At 47.7% G+C, this 22,170-nt stretch carries 14 protein-coding genes, 2 tRNA genes and 2 riboswitches; all 16 genes read left to right on the top strand.

All coding sequences use genetic code 11. The features are described from left to right. The 16 genes from SB752_RS31445 to SB752_RS31370 all read left to right on the top strand — a co-directional run bounded on the left by SB752_RS31445 (position 1) and on the right by SB752_RS31370 (position 21,924). A tRNA-Gly gene (locus SB752_RS31445) sits at positions 1 to 76 on the top strand. A gap of 6 nt (positions 77 to 82) precedes the next feature. Continuing rightward, a tRNA-Arg gene (locus tag SB752_RS31440) sits at positions 83 to 159 on the top strand. A gap of 201 nt (positions 160 to 360) precedes the next feature. Continuing rightward, entirely contained in the window at positions 361 to 1,314 is a 954-nt protein-coding gene (locus tag SB752_RS31435; protein ID WP_410719353.1) for an AAA family ATPase, read from the top strand. A gap of 14 nt (positions 1,315 to 1,328) precedes the next feature. Continuing rightward, positions 1,329 to 2,534: a DUF58 domain-containing protein gene (locus SB752_RS31430; RefSeq protein ID WP_410719352.1), complete on the top strand. Its 1,206-nt coding sequence runs from the start codon at positions 1,329 to 1,331 to the stop codon at positions 2,532 to 2,534. Positions 2,535 to 2,538: 4 nt separating this feature from the next. Then, on the top strand, positions 2,539 to 4,773 hold the full coding sequence (locus SB752_RS31425) for a DUF4129 domain-containing transglutaminase family protein (protein ID WP_410719351.1): 2,235 nt from the start codon (positions 2,539 to 2,541) through the stop codon (positions 4,771 to 4,773). A 20-nt stretch (positions 4,774 to 4,793) separates the two neighbouring features. Then, positions 4,794 to 4,895, top strand: a riboswitch (purine riboswitch). Positions 4,896 to 5,061: 166 nt separating this feature from the next. Continuing rightward, a complete protein-coding gene (gene guaA / locus SB752_RS31420) occupies positions 5,062 to 6,600 on the top strand; it encodes a glutamine-hydrolyzing GMP synthase (RefSeq protein ID WP_410719350.1) in 1,539 nt (512 codons plus the stop codon). An 89-nt stretch (positions 6,601 to 6,689) separates the two neighbouring features. After that, a riboswitch (purine riboswitch) is annotated at positions 6,690 to 6,791 on the top strand. Between the two features lie 119 nt (positions 6,792 to 6,910). Further along, positions 6,911 to 8,287, top strand: coding sequence for an NCS2 family permease (locus tag SB752_RS31415; RefSeq protein ID WP_410719349.1), 1,377 nt, complete (start codon positions 6,911 to 6,913; stop codon positions 8,285 to 8,287). Between the two features lie 325 nt (positions 8,288 to 8,612). Beyond that, positions 8,613 to 9,911 (top strand): histidine--tRNA ligase, encoded by a 1,299-nt coding sequence (locus SB752_RS31410; RefSeq protein WP_410719348.1) that lies wholly within the window; start codon positions 8,613 to 8,615, stop codon positions 9,909 to 9,911. 56 nt (positions 9,912 to 9,967) lie between these two features. Further along, positions 9,968 to 11,467 (top strand): M1 family metallopeptidase, encoded by a 1,500-nt coding sequence (locus SB752_RS31405; protein ID WP_410719347.1) that lies wholly within the window; start codon positions 9,968 to 9,970, stop codon positions 11,465 to 11,467. Positions 11,468 to 11,510: 43 nt separating this feature from the next. Continuing rightward, the gene (locus SB752_RS31400; RefSeq protein WP_410719346.1) at positions 11,511 to 13,052 is read left to right on the top strand and encodes a M1 family metallopeptidase; all 1,542 of its coding nucleotides are present in this window, start codon (positions 11,511 to 11,513) and stop codon (positions 13,050 to 13,052) included. 258 nt (positions 13,053 to 13,310) lie between these two features. After that, positions 13,311 to 13,799, top strand: a complete 489-nt coding sequence (gene purE / locus SB752_RS31395) for a 5-(carboxyamino)imidazole ribonucleotide mutase (protein ID WP_410719345.1) — start codon at positions 13,311 to 13,313, stop codon at positions 13,797 to 13,799. Next, on the top strand, positions 13,796 to 14,959 hold the full coding sequence (gene purK, locus SB752_RS31390; RefSeq protein WP_410719344.1) for a 5-(carboxyamino)imidazole ribonucleotide synthase: 1,164 nt from the start codon (positions 13,796 to 13,798) through the stop codon (positions 14,957 to 14,959). Before purE ends, purK begins: the two co-directional genes overlap by 4 nt. Next, positions 14,956 to 16,251: an adenylosuccinate lyase gene (gene purB, locus SB752_RS31385; protein ID WP_410719343.1), complete on the top strand. Its 1,296-nt coding sequence runs from the start codon at positions 14,956 to 14,958 to the stop codon at positions 16,249 to 16,251. Before purK ends, purB begins: the two co-directional genes overlap by 4 nt. A 134-nt stretch (positions 16,252 to 16,385) precedes the next feature. Further along, positions 16,386 to 17,093: an ABC transporter ATP-binding protein gene (locus tag SB752_RS31380; protein ID WP_410719342.1), complete on the top strand. Its 708-nt coding sequence runs from the start codon at positions 16,386 to 16,388 to the stop codon at positions 17,091 to 17,093. Beyond that, complete coding sequence (locus SB752_RS31375; RefSeq protein ID WP_410719341.1) at positions 17,090 to 21,244, top strand: FtsX-like permease family protein; 4,155 nt, start codon at positions 17,090 to 17,092, stop codon at positions 21,242 to 21,244. The genes SB752_RS31380 and SB752_RS31375 overlap by 4 nt, the downstream gene beginning before the upstream one ends. 164 nt (positions 21,245 to 21,408) lie before the next feature. Further along, positions 21,409 to 21,924 carry a sigma-70 family RNA polymerase sigma factor gene (locus SB752_RS31370; RefSeq protein ID WP_410719340.1) on the top strand — a complete coding sequence of 172 codons (516 nt, stop codon included), beginning with the start codon at positions 21,409 to 21,411 and terminating at the stop codon, positions 21,922 to 21,924. The last annotated feature ends 246 nt before the right edge of the window (positions 21,925 to 22,170 follow it).

Here is a 22,170-nt window from a genome sequence, read left to right as displayed (position 1 = left end):
GCGGACGTAGCTCAATTGGTAGAGCGTCGCCTTGCCAAGGCGAAGGTCGAGGGTTCGAGACCCTTCGTCCGCTCCATAACATGTGCCCTTAGCTCAGCTGGATAGAGCGTTTGACTACGAATCAAAAGGTCGGGAGTTCGAATCTCTCAGGGCACGCCACTATATCGTATGGAATCGAAGAGTAGGAATTAGTCCTACTCTTTTTTGCATAATTCCTTTCATAATTTTACAAATTTTAAGCGTTTTTTCCTTGTATCTCCTAGTCTCATCTATTACTTTAGAATGAGGATGCACATTTTGCCTATGTAGTTGCTGTTTACACATGACAGAAGAATACAATGGAACAGGAGTTGTATCTACATGAACCCAATAAAAATGGAACAAACGCATCCCTCCGTATTGAAATTAATAGACAATATAGAAAAAGTATTAATCGGAAAAAGATCTGTCATCGAAATGCTGGTGGCAGCTGTATTAGCTAACGGCCATGTTTTGCTGGAGGATGTACCAGGTGTAGGGAAAACCATGCTGGTGCGCGCATTAGCGAAATCAGTAGGTGGAGAATTCAAGCGTATACAGTTTACTCCAGATTTATTGCCGACAGATGTAACTGGTGTCGCTATTTTTAATCAGAAGAGCCTGGAATTCGAATTTCGCCAAGGACCACTCTTCGCCAATGTGATCCTAGCAGATGAGATCAACCGGACTTCACCAAAGACGCAATCCTCCCTTTTAGAGGCTATGGAGGAGCGTTCGGTCACTGTCGATGGCGTAACTTATCGTTTGCCTGAGCCTTTTTTTGTAATGGCGACACAAAACCCGCTGGAATACGAGGGAACCTTCCCGCTGCCTGAAGCACAGCTGGATCGCTTCCTCATGCAATTGCGATTGGGCTATCCAAGCGTCGAAGAGGAAATGCGCATGCTGTCCAGATTCTCTGATGCCAATCCACTGGAACAACTGGAACCAGTGATGACAGCAGGGGAGCTGGCGCAGCTGCAGCAACAGGCATCTGCTGTTAAAATATCTGAGGGCGTCAAGGAATATATCGTACGTCTCTGCCATCGTACACGGGATCATCATCATGTTTATTTAGGGGTAAGTCCTCGTGGCTCACTCGCTCTTTATCGGGCTTCACAAGCATTGGCCTTCGTTAGGGGACGGGAGTACGTCATTCCTGACGATGTGAAGGAGCTCGTACCGCTCATTTTTGCTCACCGGATGATGGTAAAGCCGGAATCTCGTCTGGAAGGATCGACTGTGGAACGGATATTGACGGCGATCTTGTCTGAAACCCGCGTTCCAGTAAGTTGAGGCGGTGACTATGCATGAGACAGCAAAGATGGGGTAAAGTCAAAGTCATTGGATTAGTAGTAGTTACCTATATATTCGCAAAGTTTCAAGGCGGGTTTTCTAGCTGGTTTTTGTTTTACAGCAGCCTAGGCTTTTTCGTATACCAAATGCTTGCTTACTATCTGATGTTTGCGACCTTGGAGGTCGTGCGTGAAGTAGATCGAATCCGCTTGCAGGATGGGGATAGTGTGATTGTTACCATCCGCTTGCGTAGGCGAATTTGGTTTCCACTGGGTTGGAATATGATCGTCGAGCCACTACCTGATCGGATTGCAGGTGTTTACGAGCCGCATCGGCAGCTGGTTTTTCCATGGTTCAGACGGGAAGTAGAGTTTCGTTATGTCATTCCAAATTTGCCGCGGGGTCATTACCGACTGACGAATTGTATCGTAAGTGGCGGTGATTTTTTTGGCCTTTTTGAGCGTAGACAAGTATTCCCGCTCTCAGATGAATTTCTCGTCTATCCTAGATACAAGGAGCTGACCCATTGGGCATTAGGTGATGGAAGCTTCAGTGGAAATGTGCATGTATCTCATCGGCGATCAGATGATGTAGCGGCTGTTCGAGGAGTTCGGGAGTATCACCGTGGCGATCGACTCAGCCAAATTCATTGGAGAGCCTCTGCCCGGGGTACGGGTTTAAAAACAAAAGAGTTTGAGCATCAGGCGATGAACCAGGCGGTCTTTTTCCTCGACGTAGAAAGAGAAAGCTATCGCGATAAGCCAGTACAGCTATTTGAGACAGCCGTAAAGCTAACTGCGAGCTTGATCGCCTATGCGAACCGCAATCAGTATCATTACGGTCTCGTCTACAAGCAAATCGAGCGTATTTCCTTGGCGCCATCAGTCTCTCATGCGCATCTGCTTCGCGTGTTTGATCAATTAGCGCGAGTAATGCCAGAGGGAAGCGACCCTTTTGCCAAAATCATTGGACGCGAAGCACTGGAGCAACCGCAGGGGGTAACGCTTATCATCGTAACTCCCCGGGTTGAAAAAGAGCTCATCGGCAGACTCATTGCCCTCACGCAAAAAGGCAGACGGGTTCAACTGTTCTACGTACACGCTGAACAAACGCTCTCTGACGAACAAAAGCGGGTGCTGCAGCTGCTTATGGCAAACAAGGTCACATGTACGTCTATCCACATGGAGAATCACGAGTGGAAGCGGATTGGAGGTGCTTAGACTCATGAACGTATGGAAACGCCCAACGATCTTGGAGTGGGTCTCAGCGCTTTTATTGTTCCTGTTGCTGCGAGAATGGCTTTTCCCAATGCAAGAGCTGACAGATACAGGTATTTTGTGGCCGTTCTATATTATCGCCGCGGGCGTACTCATCATCGATGTACTTGTACCTTTTAGATGGATGACACTCCCCATCAAGCTGCTCGGACTGCTGTGGCTGCTACATGCAACGTTGTTCGATACTCCCTTGTTTGGGACGGAATGGCTTGACGAGCTGTATGGGAACATTGTCCGTGATTTCCCGCTTGCTTTGCAGCAGAACTGGGCAGATATGTCGCTTGTATCACGCAATGCCATGTTTGATCTGGCTCTGCTTATTTTGATATCCATGCTGACGTACCTGGTTCTGGAGCAAAGACAAGGACTCTGGTTTGTATTTTTGACTGAGCTCTATTTGTGTGTCCTGGATACGTTTTTGCCTTATGATGCGAGCGCAGGGATTGTCCGTACGTTCATTTATGGCTTCTTGCTCTTGACCGTCAGTCATTTGACTAAAATGACAAGCATGGCTACCTTGGCTGGAAAGAAAGCGCGAATTCTGGGGAATTCAGTGCTGGCCTCCCTTTTGATCATCGCCATTAGTGTGGGGATCGGTTACGCTGCTCCGAAAAAAGACGCAAGCTGGCCTGATCCGGTCGCGTTTTTGACGGGGAGTGATAACAATGCTCCCGTTGGTGTCATGAAGAAGGTTGGCTATGACAACAATGATGAGCGATTGGGCGGTCCGTTTTTGCAGGATAATACGATGGTGTTCATTGCCACCACCAACGAGCGAAGCTATTGGCGCGGAGATTCCAAGGATGTTTATACCGGTATAGGCTGGGAAAAGGAAAAAGCCAACTATGAATCCATTCTGGACCCGCAAAACCATGAATGGAAAGAAGTATTGTTCCACGGCTTTGAGACCAAAAAGGTAGATGCTACGCTGGAGTTTAAGGGACCGCAGCAGTTCGCAACCATTTTTTACCCAGGGCAATTGAAAAAAGTCAGTGACTACGCACCACCTAATGCGACGGTGGTCTATGACTTGATGAACCAGCAGCTAGAGGTACGTGCAGGGAAGACGACTCTGATCCAGCTGGAAGGGACACAGGAAAAGTCTGTGACCAGACCAAATGGAACGCTGCTGAAGCTGAATCAATACAACGTAGAAGCAGAAGTACCGATTGTTAGTGAAAAAGCTGTCACACAAGCAGGCACAGACTATCCAAGGGACATCAGGGAGCGCTATTTGCAGATTCCGGCTACTCTCCCTCCGCGGGTCAAAGAACTGGCACAGACGGTAACCAAGGATGCGAAAACGCCTTATGAAAAAGTGAGAGCAATCGAGAATTACTTACGCTCGAGTGGAAAATATAAGTATGAAACGAAGGATGTTCCTGTACCGCAAGAAGGTCAGGATTTCGTTGATCATTTCCTGTTTGACAGTATGCGAGGCTATTGTGACCATTTCTCTACCTCAATGGCTGTCATGCTGCGTACACTGGATATCCCGACACGCTGGGTAAAAGGCTTTGCACCAGGAGAGCGCGTAGGCACGGATAACCAGAACAATGAGATTATGGAGATACGCAACAAGGATGCTCACTCGTGGGTAGAGGTGTACTTCCCGGGACATGGCTGGATTCCTTTTGAAGCAACCAGTACCTTTATGTCTCCGGTTCGGTTTAACTACGATCTCCAAACATCGCAGCCACAAATTCCAATTCCGCTTCCTGATTTGGGGAACACAGCATCTCCAGACCGTGGGGATGGTCGTTTCAATGAATTGGAGGAAGGGGACGCTGTATCGAGTAAACGTTTTTCAATCCCATGGCAGGTAAATGCTGGGGTGGTCGCTTTGCTTGCAGTGGCGGGTGTCGTAGCATATCGTCGGAAAAAAGATATTCAAGTATGGTGGCTTCGCAGGCAAATTCATAATGAGCGGAGTACGCAATATAAGGATCGCTACAACCTGTTGATTCGCATGGTAGAGAGTGTTTACGCACGCAGACGAGCAGGGGAAACCTTGCGCGAGTACGTGAACAGGCTCACGATTCCAGGTGACAAAAGACAGGATCTGCGTTACCTGACCGAGATATACGAACGAGCAATTTACGGCTTCAAGGAGATGGAACAGAAGGCACGTACAGTGGCAGAGCAGGTAATAGAAAGATTGATCCGTCAACTGAAGCCTTGAACAAAGACGTTTCATCTGCTAGAATGACGATCAATGAGACTCGTATAATGATCAGGAATATGGCCTGAAAGTTTCTACCGCCAACCGTAAATTGAGCGACTACGAGGATAGCACTTCGGATTTTTGTACATGCAACCGCACATGTGTACACAAGCTGGGACGCTGCCTCCGTATGATTTTTCGGAGGTAACAGTCCCGGTTTTTTTGCAAATATGCGACAACTTGTATTCACATCCGGGGGAAGCGGAAATTTGCACGTCCTGTGCATTACAGGAGAAGGGGGAAGTCATGGACAAGTCAGTGGAAATGGTCGTCGTACTTGATTTCGGAGGCCAATACAATCAATTGATCGCACGTCGTGTTCGCGATCTGGGTGTTTACAGCGAATTGGTACCATTCAATACGCCTGTGGAGAAAATTAAGGAAATGAAACCAAGGGGGATTATTTTCTCTGGTGGTCCAGCAAGTGTCTACGAAGAAGGAGCGCCAAAAGTAGACCCTGCTATTTTTGAACTGGGCTTGCCAATCCTGGGTATTTGCTATGGTATGCAGCTGATGAGCCACATGCTCGAAGGTAAAGTGGAGCGCGCCGGAAAACGCGAGTACGGTAAAGCAGAGCTTCGTTTGCAAGAGGCACACAACCTGTACGAAAAATGGGATGCAAGCGAAATCGTATGGATGAGCCACTCTGATAAAGTAGTAGAGCTCCCAACCGGTTTCCGTGTGGACGCAGTAAGCGATAGCTGCCCGGTAGCTGCGATCAGCCACCCAGAAAGAAAGCTGTACGGTGTTCAATTCCACCCAGAAGTTCGCCATACGGTAAAAGGGACGGAGTTTATTGGCAACTTCCTGTTTAATGTTTGTGGATGTGAAGCGAATTGGAGCATGACTACGTTCATCGAGGATGAAATTGCTCATATTCGTGAAACAGTTGGCAACAAGCAGGTACTGTGTGCACTGAGCGGAGGAGTAGATTCCTCTGTAGTAGCTGCGCTGATCCACAAAGCAATTGGAGATCAATTGACTTGCATGTTCGTTGACCATGGATTGCTGCGCCAAGGAGAAGCTGAAGGCGTGATGGAAACATTCGCTGACAAGTTTTCTATGAAGGTAATCAAAATTGATGCTCGCGAGCGCTTCATGAGTAAGCTGAAAGGCGTTTCTGACCCTGAGCAAAAACGTAAAATCATCGGTAACGAATTTATTTACGTGTTTGATGAAGAAGCTGGCAAGCTGACAGATATGGACTTCCTGGCACAAGGCACACTGTATACCGACATCGTTGAGAGCGGAACGGCAACGGCTCAAACGATCAAGTCTCACCATAACGTCGGTGGTTTGCCTGAAGACATGAAATTCACTTTGATTGAACCATTGAAAACACTATTCAAGGATGAAGTACGTAAATTGGGTACCGAGTTGGGCTTGCCAGATGAGATCGTATGGCGTCAGCCTTTCCCAGGTCCAGGACTTGGCATTCGTGTTTTGGGTGAAGTAACAGAAGAAAAGCTGAAAATTGTTCGTGAATCCGATGCAATTCTTCGTGAAGAGATTGCCAAAGCAGGTCTCGATCGCGAAATCTGGCAATACTTCACGGCTCTGCCGAATATGACAACAGTTGGAGTAATGGGAGATGTGCGTACGTACTCTTACACAGTTGGGATTCGCGCAGTAACTTCCATTGACGGTATGACTGCTGACTGGGCGCGCATTCCTTGGGATGTGCTTGAGAAAATCTCGACTCGTATCGTAAACGAAGTAGATAACGTAAACCGTATCGTGTACGATGTTACGTCCAAACCACCAGCAACGATCGAGTGGGAGTAATAAAAACACGGATGTTTACTGGCAAGTAAAAATTAACGTTCGTATTTTCGTTGACATATGTTAGCTCACCTGTTACACTTCTCAATGTGTAAAAGGTACATAGGAAGGTTCGTATATTCTCGGGAATATGGCTCGAGAGTTTCTACGGGGTCGCCATTAACGACCTGGCTACGAACAAAATGTCAACGGGATGCGTTATTGTTATTATTTTTGAAATTGTCCCCGATGTGTTTTGTGAAAAGGCCAGGCGCATACTATGAGCGTCTCGGCCTTTTTTTGTTACTACAACCATGACATGGGGGGACTAGAGGTGCGGAAGTATTTTGAGTTCGACAAACTAGGCACCAATTACCGCCGCGAAATTATCGCGGGTATCACAACGTTTTTGGCAATGGCATACATCTTGGCAGTAAATCCTTTCATACTCAGTGGTGCTGATCTACCGCCTGAACTCAAGGCAAATTATCCGGAATTCAATTCAGTGTTTACAGCAACAGCTCTTGCAGCAGCAATTGGCTCCCTGTTGATGGGGTTCCTCGGACGTTTGCCAATTGGACAGGCACCAGGTATGGGGTTGAATGCTTTTTTCACCTATACAGTTGTTTTAACGATGCAAATTCCTTGGCAGCAGGCTCTCGCCGGCGTTTTCCTGTCTTGTACAATCTTTTTGATTCTCTCTCTTACAGGTGTTCGTGAAGCAATTATTAAGGCGATTCCACAAGGCTTGAAATATGCTGTATCTGCAGGGATTGGACTTTTTATTGCTTTTATCGGTTTGAAAAATGCAGGGATCGTGGTAGCGAATGAGGCAACCTTCGTGGCATTGGGCCACCTAACCTTCTTCCATGAAGGAATGAAGCCAGAAGAGATTCTAGCTGCAAAAAATGCACTGCTGGCTGTTTTTGGTCTGATTGTTACCGTTGTTCTGCTCTCTCGTAAAATCAATGCAGGTATTTTTATCGGTATGGTAGTAACTGCAGTGGTAGGGATGATTTTTGGATTGGTAAGTCTGCCAGGCAGTATCGTTGCGCCAGTTCCAAGTATCGCGCCTACATTTGGTGCGGCGTTCCAATATCTCGGAGATCCTTCTGCATTGTTCACTATGAACATGCTGATTGTTGTCCTGACGTTCTTGTTTGTTGATTTCTTCGATGCGACAGGTACTCTCTTGGGTGTTGCCAGTCAAGCTGGTCTATTAAAAAAGGATGGCAATCTGCCGCGACCAGGAAAAGCGCTTGCTTCTGATGCGGTTGCCGGTATGGCAGGTGCAGTTCTGGGTACATCAACAACGACAGCTTATGTTGAATCGACAGCGGGGGTAGCTGCAGGTGGTCGCTCCGGTTTTACTGCGATTGTAGTAGGGGTAATGTTCCTGTTGGCATTGTTCTTCTCGCCGATTCTTGCGATTGTGACGCCAGCTGTTACAGCGCCAGCATTGATCATTGTTGGCGTACTGATGGCTTCCCATGTTGCGCATATTGCTTGGAAGGATTTGGACGAGGCGTTCCCGGCATTCCTGACCATTCTTCTGATGCCGCTGACTTACAGCATCGCAACAGGTATTGCTACTGGTTTCATCGTTTATCCAGTGATGAAGGTGTTGAAAGGCAAAGCGCGTGAAGTACATCCAGCCATGTACGTATTGTTCTTCGTCTTCCTGGCGTACTTCATCTGGCTGCGCGAATAGAATAAAAGAATAGCGGCTTCCTGTCTATGAGACAGGAGCCGTTTTTTGTTTACCTAAACTCCTGCGCTTGCATATTTGCCTCTATCTGATGTATGATGGGAAAAATCTTTTTGAAGAGGGATCCACGATGAGATGTAATTACGTATTCCTTCAACAGCATCACCACGGCTAGAGCGTTTGTATCTTCGGAAATTTTTCCGCAGGTGCAAGCGCTTATTGTGCTTTGTGCCTGCGGTGGTGATTTTTTAAGCCATGCGGGCATGTAGCTGCCCTGCATGGCTTTTTGCATTTTCGCAATAAAAAATAAGAGAAGGAGCGATCGACCATGGAAAACGGAATACTGAGAAGCGTAAAAGGAACCAAGGATTTCATGCCACAGGAGCAAATGATTCGAAATCGGATTCGCCGCACTCTGGAGAGCGTGTTTGAAGCGTATGGATGCAAGCCGCTGGAGACACCCATGATTCAGTACTACGAGCTGCTCGCATCGAAGTATGGGGGCGGTGAGGAAATCCTGAAGGAGGTATATCGCCTAAGTGATCAGGGAGAGCGGGAGCTGGCACTGCGCTATGATTTGACAGTTCCTTTGGCCAAAGTAGTCGGTATGAATCCCGAAATGCGGATGCCCTTCAAGCGCTATGAAATAGGGAAGGTCTTTCGCGATGGTCCAGTCAAGCCAGGCAGATTCCGTGAGTTTATCCAGTGTGATGTAGATATTGTCGGGACGTCCTCGATGCTTGCGGAAGCAGAGCTGATCAGTATGGCGTTTGCTGCCTATCAAAAGCTGGGTCTTCTGGTTTACATCGAGGTCAATAATCGCAAGCTGCTCTCTGGTGTACTACAGGAGCTAGGCGTCCCACTAGAGCTGGCTGGGGATGTCATGCTGTCACTCGATAAGCTGGAGAAGATTGGTGTCGATGGCATAGAGGAGGATTTGCGTGAGCGAAAAGTGGAGGAGTCCATTGTTGAGGCGATTATGTCCTTTTTGCAAACCGGTGCTCTCTCGTTGGAACAGCTGACAGAGCGTTTCTCTTCAACGCTCGTGCAAGAAGGAGCGTCTGAACTCAGACAGCTGCTTGCCTATGTACAAGAGGCAGGGGTGAAGGGTGAGGTACGATTTACGCCATTTTTGGCACGCGGCTTGGGTATCTACACGGGAACGGTATACGAAATTTTTCTGCAGGATCGAAGCATCACCTCAAGCATCGGGAGCGGCGGACGATATGATGAAATCATCGGACGGTTTCTCGGGGATGGCAGAGAGTATCCGGCAGTAGGAATATCGTTTGGACTCGATGTGATTCTGACGGCGCTGGCGATGCTCCCTGCGGCGTCGGAAGAGCGTGCAGCTGATGTGCTTGTTGTGCCGCTCGGGACGGAAGCAGCCAGCCTCGCATTGGCTAATCAGCTGCGAGCCAGCGGAATGAAGGTAGAGCTCGAGCTCACAGGTAAGCGACTGAAAAAAGCACTGGATTACGCGAATAAGGAGCAGATTCCATTTGTGGTGATTTACGGGGAAAACGAGGCCAATAGTGGAAATATCGTGATCCGGGATATGCGCCGTGGAGCCGAGCAGACAATGCCATTGGATGAGATGCAGCAGTGGCTTATGACAGCTCAATAAGGTGGTGTTCATTTTTTCCACATTCAGGTAGGATAGGGGAAAAGGGAGGCGATGGCGTGAGGAAATCGGTCTTTGTGCTAGGCTGTATGATGTTATTTGGGGGGCTGGTGGTGCCCGCACAAGCGGAGGAACATGTAAGCTCTGACAAAGCTATTTATCAGGCAAAAGTGACTATCGACCCTCAAAGGAAGCACATCACAGGCAGCGTAGACATTACATTTTGGCCAAAGGATACCAAGCACGCGTACCTCCACCTCTACCCATATGCCTTTGCGAGCGAACATTCTGGTGCGCAGTGGGATCAACTTTTAGGCAATGATCCAACACTTGCGACGTATGCTAGTACAAAGCTCTCTGTAGATGGAAAACTGGTAGAGGGAAAGCGTTCGGGGACGATTCTCGAAGTACCATTGGCTGAGGAGGATGACAAGAAGGCCAGACCAACGCCAACGAAAATAGCGCTAGACTTCGATCTGACACTCCCGCATAACGATGGCAGGATGTCCTATGATGATCACTCCATCTGGTTGGGCAATTGGCTGCCAATTCTGGCGGTAGAGGATCAGCATGGCTGGCACCTCGACCCGTACGAGCCAACCGGCGATCCCTTTTACAGCAAGAACGCAGACTATGAAGTAGATGTAACCTTGCCAGAGGGCTATCAGCTTGCCAGTTCGGCAACAGATTCTTCTGCTGAAGTAAACACTTCTCCATCGGGAAACAGGACTTATCTTTTGCGAGCAGATGACGTACGAGATTTTGCCCTCGTTATCATGGATGGGACTTATAAACGACTGGAGGGAAAAGTTGGGGATACTGTTATCAGAACATGGTGGCGAAATACAGATGACGAAGATGGAGCAAAGCATGTTCATGATGCAGCAGCCGCGTCACTGGAATATTTCAATAGCCAGTTCGGGACCTATCCCTATAAGGAATATGATGTGGTACGTGTTGGAGGAGAGATTAATGGCATGGAATACCCTGCTCTAGTCTTTTTGGATGGCAGCCACTTCACATTCGGTGGGACAAATGCCACGGCAACTGTTGTGCATGAAACCGCACATCAGTGGTTTTACGGCTTGATCGGAAATGATCAAATCCACGAAGCCTGGCTGGATGAAGGGTTCACAGAATATGCCTCACTCGCGTTTCTATCTAACAAATATCCGGAGGTCGGGTTCGAGCGTGTCCGAAAACGGTTGATGTATGGAACGATTGTACCGTTCTATGTGCAGGAAGAATTGCGTCCCTGGCAAGAGCTCGCTACCTTTCCAGACAATCAGAGCTACAGCGATTTGGTCTACTCCCGTACATCATCCATGCTCTGGATGCTTCGAGGAGCATGGGGGGAGAAGCGACTGCATGATGTGCTTCACCAGTACGTCCGGAAATACAGGCTAGGAATTGCCGACGGTGAGGCCTGGAAGGTAGTGCTTTCTGATGCTGCAGGAGAAGACGCTAGTAGCTTCCTCGATTACTGGCTGAAGCTCGATATGAGCCAGCAGGATGCGGCAGCCGCTTGGTTAGAGCGTCAACGAAAGGCACCAAAGTAGTATCGAACAAGAATGGTGAGACGTGTAAAGGCAGGGGATCGCCATGTGGCGAAATAGGTGGGTGCTCAGCGTAGTGGTGGGAGTAGTGCTTGCCGGATTTCTATGGGAGAAGCCATGGACATCACTGGCTGGGGCGGGTGATGATAGCGGCAAGTCACTGGAACCACCGCCCGCTCAAGTAACGTATCGGGCAGACGTATGGATGGATATGAAGGAACGGGTTGTAACCGGCACGCTGGCTGTTCGTTTTGCACCACAGGATGACAAGGCTTTTTTTCACTTATACCCAAATGCGTTTCAACCAACTGCCGATTTGAGCGGTGTGAACTGGGAGCAGGTGCTCGGAAAGCAACGTGAGCCAGGGGGAATTGCCATTACCGATGTTCGTGTAGACGGTCAGGCAGTTGATGTGGTTTACGCAGGGAAGACGAATACCCTGCTGCGAGTCCCGCTCCCTGTCAGCAAGCAGCAGCTGAGGCAGACAGAAGTAGAAATGAGCTTCCGACTGCAGGTCCCGTATAATAATGGACGTCTGTCGTTCAACGATCACGCCATGTGGCTAGGCAACTGGCTGCCGATTCTTTCGGTCAAGGATGCGGACGGCTGGCGTCTCGACCCGTATTCCTCCATTGGCGATCCCTTTTACAGCAGTATGGCTAATTATCATCTGCGCGTGCATCTCCCACCAGGCTTTCAGCTCGCTACAAGCGGAATCGAGAGTGTAGCTGTCGTCACCGAGACTCGTCCAGAGCGCCGAAGTACATATGAGCTGGATGCGTGGAACGTTCGTGATTTTGCGATGGTGATTATGGATGATACGTATCGCCAGACGAGTAGCAAGGTAGGGGATACGACCGTCAATACATGGTGGCAGCTAGGAGATGATCCTGCAATCGCCATGCGTCTCCATCAGATTGCCAGTAAATCGTTAACCTATTACAGTGAGCAATTCAGTGCCTATCCTTATAAAGAATACGATGTCGTCAAAACGGGCGGCTTTTTTGGCGGGATGGAGTATCCATGCATCGTTTTTATCCAAGACGACCTGTTTAACCGCAGTGACCCGATGGGCGAGGCTGTGGTGGCACATGAGACCGCACATCAATGGTTTTACGGGCTGATTGGCAACGATGAGGTGCGCGAGGCATGGCTGGATGAGAGTTTGACAGACTATGCGACGATGGCGTTTCTGGAGCAGCTGGATGCCGATCGTGCGAAAGGCTATATCCATTTGAGAGTCAGTCAGTCAAGAGCGGCCGAGGCTTATGCTGCTCGCGGCTTGACCGCATGGCATAGTGTAGAACAATACCCGGACTGGAAAAGCTATAATGATCTCGTTTACGGGCGGGCTGGCGTCATGTGGTGGACTTTGAAGGAAGCGTGGGGCGCTGAGCGGCTGCATCAGATTTTGCGAAATTATGTAACGGAGCATCAATATAGCCAAGCAAGCGGAAAACGACTCGTGGAAATTTTCTCGGATGCTTCTGGTGCAGATGCCACCCCATTTTTTGATTACTGGCTTGGATTGAAGCTGGATAAGGCGGCTTTAGCAGAAGAATGGGTAAAAAGGGTTAAACACGAATGATAAAATGAAACTCTTTTTACAATGTTCGGAAGCGAGGTTGACAGGCAAACTTTCTCCCTGATAAACTGAATATGTTGAAAGCGAACGAGTACGAATAGCCCAGGCGATGAGTACGGCAGAAAAGCCGTTAGTCGGTTGGGTTTTCTTTTGAAGATACTAAACGGTCATGACTGTTTTCCCCTCTCGTCGGGGGACAAAAGTGTTTGACCGCGAGTGGTTACATCCACTTTTATGAAAAAAGTAGGGGGCGAAGAGTGCATGGTCAAGCCGTTGGTTGGGGTTATTATGGGCAGCACGTCGGACTGGGAAACGATGAAGGAAGCTTGCACGATTCTGGATGAGCTGCAAGTGCCTTATGAGAAAAAGGTAGTGTCAGCTCACAGAACGCCAGACCTGATGTTTACGTATGCAGAGAGCGCCAAAAGCCGCGGTCTGGAGGTCATCATCGCTGGGGCAGGCGGTGCTGCTCACTTGCCGGGAATGGTAGCTGCCAAAACGGAGCTGCCTGTCATCGGGGTACCGGTCAAGTCTTCAAACCTGAATGGCTTAGATTCGCTTTTGTCTATCGTGCAGATGCCAGGCGGAGTACCAGTAGCGACTGTAGCGATCGGGAAAGCGGGAGCGATCAATGCTGGACTGTTGGCAGCACAGATTTTGGGAATCAAATATCCGGATATTCAGGAACGCTTCGTCATCAGACGAGATGAGGTGCGGAATAAAGTGCTGGAAGCGAGTGAACTGGAATGACAAACAAGGATAGCAAGCTGATAAAACCAGGATCAACGATAGGCATACTTGGCGGAGGACAGCTTGGACGCATGATTGCGCTGGCTGGACGAGCTATGGGCTACCGGTTTGTTACGATGGACCCGACAGAGGATGCACCATGCGCACAGGCAGCCGACAGGCAAATTGTCGCCAGCTACGATGATGTAAAAGCTGCGATGCAGCTCGCTTCTGTCAGTGATGTGATATCATATGAGTTTGAAAATGTGGATGCACAGGTGGCAGAGGTTTTGGAAAGCCAGGCGTATGTACCACAGGGAAGCCAACTTTTGCGCATCACCCAAAACCGAATTCGGGAAAAAACAGCAATCCGTGAGATCGGGATTCCGGTTGCTCCTTTTTGCGTAGTGAACAGCCTGGAGGACTTGCAGGCAGCCGTTCGTGCACTTGGCTTGCCAGCTGTTATGAAGACCGCCACAGGTGGTTATGATGGAAAAGGTCAGTGGGTGCTGAGAAGCGAAGCAGAGCTTACGGAAGCTTACGAAACATTGGCGAAGGCGGGAACTGAGCTGATCGTCGAGCAGTTCATCCCATTTCAGATGGAGCTTTCCGTCATTGCGGCACGTAATCCTGCAGGAGAGCTGGCTGTTTTTCCAACAGCAGAAAACATTCACGAGGAAAACATTTTGCATTTGAGTATTGTACCTGCGCGCGTCTCGGACGAAGTAAAGAAGCGTTCCGAGGAAATCGCCCGCACGATCGTAGAAAAGCTCGATGTAGTTGGCTTGATTGCAGTTGAGCTGTTTTTGACAGCTGATAATCAGCTGTACGTGAATGAGCTGGCTCCACGCCCGCATAATTCCGGACATTACACCATGGACGCATGCGTGACCTCGCAGTTCGAACAACACGTCCGCGCAGTATGTAACCTGCCTTTGGGATCAACAGAGTTGCTCTCGCCCATCGTCATGGTTAATATTTTGGGAGAGCATCTACAGCCTGTTATTGATCGAATCGACAAGCTGCCGCCAACTACCAAGCTTCATCTGTATGGAAAGGCAGAGAGCAAGGTGAAGCGGAAAATGGGGCATATCAATGTGCTCGCCCCTACTGTGGAGGAAGCGCTCGCCCGCATAGAAGAACTCGAAATCTGGACCAATAAAACGGAGGTATCATCATGATTGAACGTTATTCCCGACCAGAAATGCGTGCTATTTGGACCGAAGAAAACAAATTCAAGGCTTGGCTGGAAGTCGAAATCCTCGCATGTGAAGCATGGTCCAAGCTCGGAGTTATCCCGGAAGAAGACGTGAAGAAGCTGTGGGAAGGCGCTAGCTTTGACATTAACCGCATTTACGAAATCGAGGAAGAAACTCGCCATGACGTAGTGGCGTTTACCCGCGCGGTTTCGGAAACATTGGGCGAAGAAAAGAAATGGGTACACTACGGACTGACGTCCACAGATGTGGTAGATACAGCCCTGTCTTACCTGCTGCGTCAGGCAAACGAGATTTTGGAAAAAGACATCGAAGACTTTATCACGATTTTGGCAGACAAGGCTCGCGAGCACAAGGATACAGTATGCATGGGCAGAACCCACGGTGTACATGCCGAGCCAACGACGTTTGGCTTGAAGCTCGCACTGTGGCATGAAGAAATGAAACGCAATCTGGCTCGTTTCCAGGCTGCCAAGAAAGAAGTGGCTTTCGGTAAAATTTCTGGAGCAGTTGGTACGTATGCCAACATCGATCCGTTTGTAGAGGCTTATGTATGCGAAAAGCTGGGACTGTCTGCGGCTCCGATCTCTACTCAAACCTTGCAGCGTGACCGCCATGCCGAATACATGGCAACACTGGCACTGATCGCGACATCGTTGGAGAAGTTTGCTACAGAAATCCGCGGTTTGCAAAAGAGCGAAATGCGCGAGGTAGAAGAAGCATTCGCCAAAGGACAAAAAGGCTCCTCCGCAATGCCGCACAAGCGTAACCCGATCGGCAGCGAAAACATCTGCGGTCTGGCTCGTGTCATCCGTGGACACATGCTTACTTCCTATGAAAATGTATCGCTCTGGCATGAGCGGGATATTTCCCACTCTTCTGCTGAGCGCGTTATTTTGCCAGATGCGACACAAGCGCTGAACTACATGCTTCGCCGCTTCATGAACATCGTGAAAAACCTGACTGTCTTCCCAGAAAACATGAAGCGCAACATGGATCGTACATTCGGTCTGATTTACTCTCAACAGGTCATGCTGAAGCTGATTGAAAAAGGCATGAGCCGTGAGCAGGCTTACGACACAGTACAGCCGCGTGCGATGCAGGCTTGGGAAGAACAACGCTCCTTCCGTGCCATTGTAGACGAGGATGCGACGGTAAGCTCTACGCTGACCAAGGAAGAGCTGGATGAGTGTTTTGATTATCGCTACCATTTGAAGCATGTGGATACGATTTTTAAGCGTCTTGGTTTGATGTAATTGAAGAAACAAGTGAGATTGGACGCCCTCCGTTTTTGTGGGGGCGTTTTTGCTTTCCTTTATTTTAATCAGTTACCATTTTAAGGAATCTTCGTCTTATGATGTAGAGGGCAGATGAACAGGGGGTATTCGCTTTGAAATCTATAAGCAGTGCTCACATTCAAATACGTGATGTTATCAAAACATATAGTGGTGATGGTGTAGGTACTACAGCGCTCGAAAACATAAATGTAACCTTGAATAAAGGTGAAGTGACAGCTATAGTAGGTCCTTCCGGATCGGGTAAATCGACATTGTTACAAGTAATTGGCACACTGGATATTCCAACGACCGGAACTATTCATTACGATGAAGTAGAGATAGGTACATTAAAGACAAAACGTCTGGCTGATTTTAGATTTGATTGTATAGGTTTTATTTTTCAGCAATTTCATTTGCTACCGACTCTAACGGCATTGGAAAATGTTATGTCTCCCTTATTACCACGTCGAGTAGGTTATGACAAGATGAGCAGGGCAGTGGAATTACTAGGTTGGGTAGGCCTGGAACATAAACGAACCGCATTGCCCTCCCAAATGTCTGGAGGGGAGCAGCAGCGTGTTGCAATTGCCCGTGCACTGGTTAATCAACCATCTTGGCTTTTTGCTGACGAGCCTACAGGTAATTTGGATACAAGCAATGGAGAGATGGTTTTCCAACTACTGCGTAAGTATCAGAAAGAATATGGGAGCGGAATCGTCTTTGTCACGCACGATCAACATTTAGCGAGTCAGGCAGACAGATTGATTGAAATGCGGGATGGACGAGTAATGTCTGATGTACCCAAGAGGTGGCATGCTTGATCCGCTATATTTGGAATAATTGGTGGCGCCATCCCGAACGATTTATTCTTCTCGTAATCGGCATGCTTACGATTAGTTCGACTCTCAGCTATTTCGTTGGTGTTACCGAGAGTAGTAATGGAACTACAGAAGACATTTTGCAGAAACGCTGGAAAGCTGCTTATCATATCGTGGTTCGGCCTGAAGGATCGCGTAGCGTGACGGAACAGGATGGGTTGCTAGAGCCAAACTATTTGAGCGGTTTATACGGGGGGATTAGTCTTGCAGACTATGAGGCAATCAAGGGGCTTGCGGATATTGAAGTTGCTGCTCCGCTGGCGCCAGTTGGATATTCGGGCACTTTATTTACGTATGGAAAAATAGAGAAACCAAAGGAAACGGGGATTTATCGCCATTTTCTTGCAGCATACAGTAATGACGGAGTGAAACAGATTGCGAAGTGGGAGCACAATAGTTATTACAAAATAGGATCTTGGCAAGGGCCACCCGAAGGTGATTTAGAGCTGCTTTCCCAATATGGGATTGGTAAATGGGCACTAGAATCAGCCGGAACATTCAATCAGTTACTTGTAGGTATTGATCCGGAGGCAGAGGCAAAATTGGTGGGGTTAGACAAGGCAATCGTACCGATTGGAAGTAGTCGATACTTTTCGGAAAAGGATAAATCCGAAACCTATGATGGGGATGATAATTGGAAGATTACCAGTCTGCCTGTTTTGGTGAGTAAGCGAATGGATACGGATTTGCTTTTTGTTAGCAAATATGAACGTTTGGACCTCCCATTTAACTCAAAGGAGGAGGCCGAACAAACGATGGAATTAATCAAACAAAATGGTGGAAAATTGTTTTTGGACAAACAAAAAAGCGTAGGTACTCCAATTGAAAAGACAGTGGAGTCGAAAGAAGCGCATCATCTTTTACTATCGAATCTCTCTCGAATAGATAGTGAAACAGGAAAAACGTTTCAACGGAAAAATGGAAATTCAGCAAGTATAAGTCCTTATATCCAAGAGAATCCGAGTCCGTTGCAGTTTCAAAAAATAACGAGCCCTTATCCCGAACGCTGGAATGTTGTCTATGAGATTGCGAGTAGAGAACCAATTATCCCAAAAGAATTAAAGGAAACACAGCTTCTATCTGAAGAGCATTACTTGGGAACATTTCGACCTGCTCACTTCGCTAAACAGTGGAACACGGCAAAAATAGAGCCACACTGGATTGGTTTTTATGATCCTGAGAGGCTGAATATTGCCAAAGATCCATTGCATGACCTACCTATTGAAACGTATCATCCAGCTTTAGCACGATTGACTTTGGACAGAAATGACAAACCAGTTAATCCGCCGATTACTTTGAAGCCTACAGATAATCCATTTGGGTTATTAACAAGTTCGCCATTGTTGTTGACTACGCTCGAAGGAGCGGCACAGTTTCTTGGAGATAAGCCAATTTCTTCCGTTCGCTTGAAAGTAAAGGGAGTAGAAAACGTAAACGAAATCAGCCAGAAGAAGTTGGAAGTCATAGCAAAAGAGATTGAAAAACGGACTGGGCTTATTGCGGATATTACGTTGGGATCATCACCTCAGCCCACTCTAATACATGTTCGTAGCAATAAAGAGGAGGAATTGGGGTGGATCGAGCAAATTTTTGTTAAGCTAGGTACGGTATTCACGCTTTTTCGTGAGACTAAACTAGGTTTTTCCGGAATCATGGGCATTGTGATGCTTGTCGCTATCACATACGTTTTTGCCACAAATCTGGTGACCCTGTACGCTAGATCTGGCGAATTTGGGTTATTAATGAGTGTAGGCTGGCGACCTGTGCATGTAGCAGGCATTATCTTCTTGGAAGCATGCTTTCTTGGAGGCTTCGTTTCGCTCATCAGTTGGGCAATTGTAGGAACAGTTGTACTACAGAATGAGACGATGATTTCGTTAGGACGTGTACTTTTCATTGGCTTTTGCGGGTTGTTCATATATATTTTGGCGGCTATACCAGCGGCAATATTAGTGAGCAAAATTTCTCCGCTAAACTTGCTTCGGACAGGAGAACTACAAGCTGGCACTCGTCGGCTCATTCGTGTACAAGGAATCTTTTCATTGGCACTTGGACATTTGCTTGGTCGGTTTCGGCGTAGTCTCCTCTCCATATTTGCTATGGCGGTTCCGACTGGATTACTGGTATTTTTCGGGTTTGTGACATATCGCTTGCAAGGGATCATGTACACATCATGGTTGGGACAATATGTTGCTGTCGAAATCAGTAAGGCGCATTACATTGCAATGATTCTCGCACTGGTGATTGCGGTCTTGACAACAGCTGAAATTATTTGGCAAAACGTTATGGAACGCAAAGGTGAGCTGCTGCTGCTAAAAGCGATTGGGTGGCGGAACGGAGCCATTTTTCGCTTGATTGTATGGGAAGGATTACTTTGCGGATTGATTGCAGCTATAAGCGGAATTTCATTGGGAATTTTGGTTATTGCTATACTCTATCGGCAATTTCCTATGGAAGATATCCAGTTATTGTTGAGTACCGGGGCTATTCCTGTCATTGTCGGGATTCTGGGAGCGATTTTTCCGGCAGTAATGGCTGTGAGATTCCGCCCGGCAGAAGGTATTCGTGGCTCGCTGAAAAACCGAAAACGAGATGAACGAGTATTACGCGTGATTTGCGCAATACTTATTTTGATATGTATGGCAGGTGCGACTACTAGTGTTGTTCGGGTTTGGCAAGCTCCTGGTTCCCAACAAGAATCAGCAACTGAAAAGATGGAAAGTGGGAAAAGTTCACCGCCATCTGATGAAGAGAACAAACAAGAAGAGGAGGGTGGCGAGAAGCTTGGCAAACTGACCGGATTTGTTCCACAACCTATACCAGACGGCAGCAAAGCTACCTACGATCTTTCCCTGCATATGAAGCCAAACGGGACTTTCGTGGCAGAAGCGACGATCCAGGTGGAAAATCTTTCAGCGGATACGTGGGATTCAGTCGTGTTTTATTTCCTCCCCAACGTGTTTACGAAGGAAAATAAACCCGATTCGATAAAAGGTGACGCTGATGTAAGAATCATAAACGTGGAGTTAAACCAGGAGCAGGCAAAGTATCAACTCACGTATGACACGCTCGAACTTCCGTTAGAGAACAAGATGGCTCCGGGGCAAAAAAAGGAGGTACGAGTCTCATACACGTTCACAGTCCCAGAAGATGGTCTGCGATTTGACAAGATGGGCCAACGTTACTTTCTCGCCCAATTCTATCCGATGCTGGCAACCTACCAGAATGGATGGAACAAGCATGACTACCGGGTGAATGGAGAGTCCTATCATACAGATCATGCAGACTTCAAACTTCGCTACGAGGTGCCACCAGGTTATCAGGTCATTACCTCTTCTGATGAGGATGGAGCGGAAGCTAAGTTGTCGGGAGAAGTAACTGTTTCAAAAGTCCGTGAGCTTTATGTGGCTGTAGTAAAAGGCGTGGATTCTCTTTCTCAAGAAGTAAATGGTGTCCAAATTCGGGTATTCGGAGAAAAGGCCAACCAAAAACAATTGGAAGCAGCACTGCAGGCGGCATCGGATGCTCTCCCTTTTTTCTTGAGCAAAATTGGCTCATATCCCCACAAACAGCTGGACATTTTGGTGGATGGCCGGGTCAGCATGGAGTATCCTGGAGTGGTAACAGTAGCTGCACAGGAAAGTTTGGCGTCTTTAAGACAGACTATCGTTCACGAGCTCGCCCATCAATGGTTTTACGGAGTGGTTGTCAATGATTCCTACCAAGAAGGATGGCTAGACGAGGGATTTGCTGAATTGGCGAGTATGATGTTTTTCATGGATCACGACAAAATAAGCGAACAAAAGGTGTGGGAGAGGACAAAAGCAGCTGCCCAGTTGGCGAAAGGGAAGCCTTCAAACTTGGCGTTAGACGATTATGACGGTGAGATATATGGAGCCTTTTATGCCGTACCGTCGCTGAGGCTGTGGGAGTTGATTTCAACTTATGGAGATGTATCAGACGGATGGCGCTTTTTACAGTCCTATTATGAACAGTATGCCTACAAGCAGGTCGACACCAAGGAATTTGTACGCTTCGCCACCGCCTATTTCCCTGTAAAAGAAAATTATTTTTCTAATTGGCTCAAACTGTAACGAAATGAAAGGCTCTCCCGTATCTATACATGCGAGAGCTTACAAGCACTCTATAAGTACCTTACAAAAGTGTAAGCTTCTTGAAAGTTAACTCGATGGTTCCCTTTCTGCATCCGTTTTAGAATGAAATCAACTCATACGGATCATGAAATGGGAGATCGATTATGAAGACTGCACTTATATATCCAAAACTCAATCATCAGCAAATCTACGAAGAATACTCTGCCAAAATATATCGCTATTTCCGTTACCGCGTGAAAAACGTTTGGGACGTGGAGGATTTGACCACGACCGTATTTATCAAGGTATACTCCAAGCTGGAACAGTACGATGGACGTCATCCGTTCGGAGCCTGGATTTTCCGCATTGCGCACAATTCATTGATTGATTACATGCGCAAAAAGAAAGAGTGCCCGGTGGACCAGGATACATTCGCTACGATGAAAGCGACCGATGAGCTGCCGGAAGAGTGCCTACTGACGCAGGAGTCGACAGAAGTGCTGTGGCAAAAGGTACATACCTTGACCAAAGACCAGCGCAACGTCATTTCGCTTCGTTACCTTGCTGACCTGAGAATGAACGAAATCGCGGAGATTCTGGGGAAAACAGAAGCATCGGTAAAAATCTTGCACTTCCGTGGAATCAAAAAGCTGCAACAAATGATGGTGGCTCATGCGTAGGGTGGACAATAGTCCTCCCTTTTTTGTTGGTTCGCTAAATCGCGGTCGCTCATCCTCGATTAGCCTCGATAGAGGTTTTCTTACTGAATTAGAAAGAAATACTCTTCCCTAGACGTACATCCTAATTCAGCAAGAATAACCTACCGCTAAATCGCGGTCGCTCACCCTTGATTAGCCTCGATAGAGGTTTTCTTACTGAATTAGAAAGAAATACTCTTCCCTAGACGTACATCCTAATTCAGCAAG

This window comes from Brevibacillus sp. SIMBA_040, from assembly GCF_046535075.1.
GTDB lineage: Bacteria > Bacillota > Bacilli > Brevibacillales > Brevibacillaceae > Brevibacillus.
The sequence above is the reverse complement of the archived record's forward strand: the minus strand, read 5'-3'. Positions and strand labels throughout refer to the sequence as shown.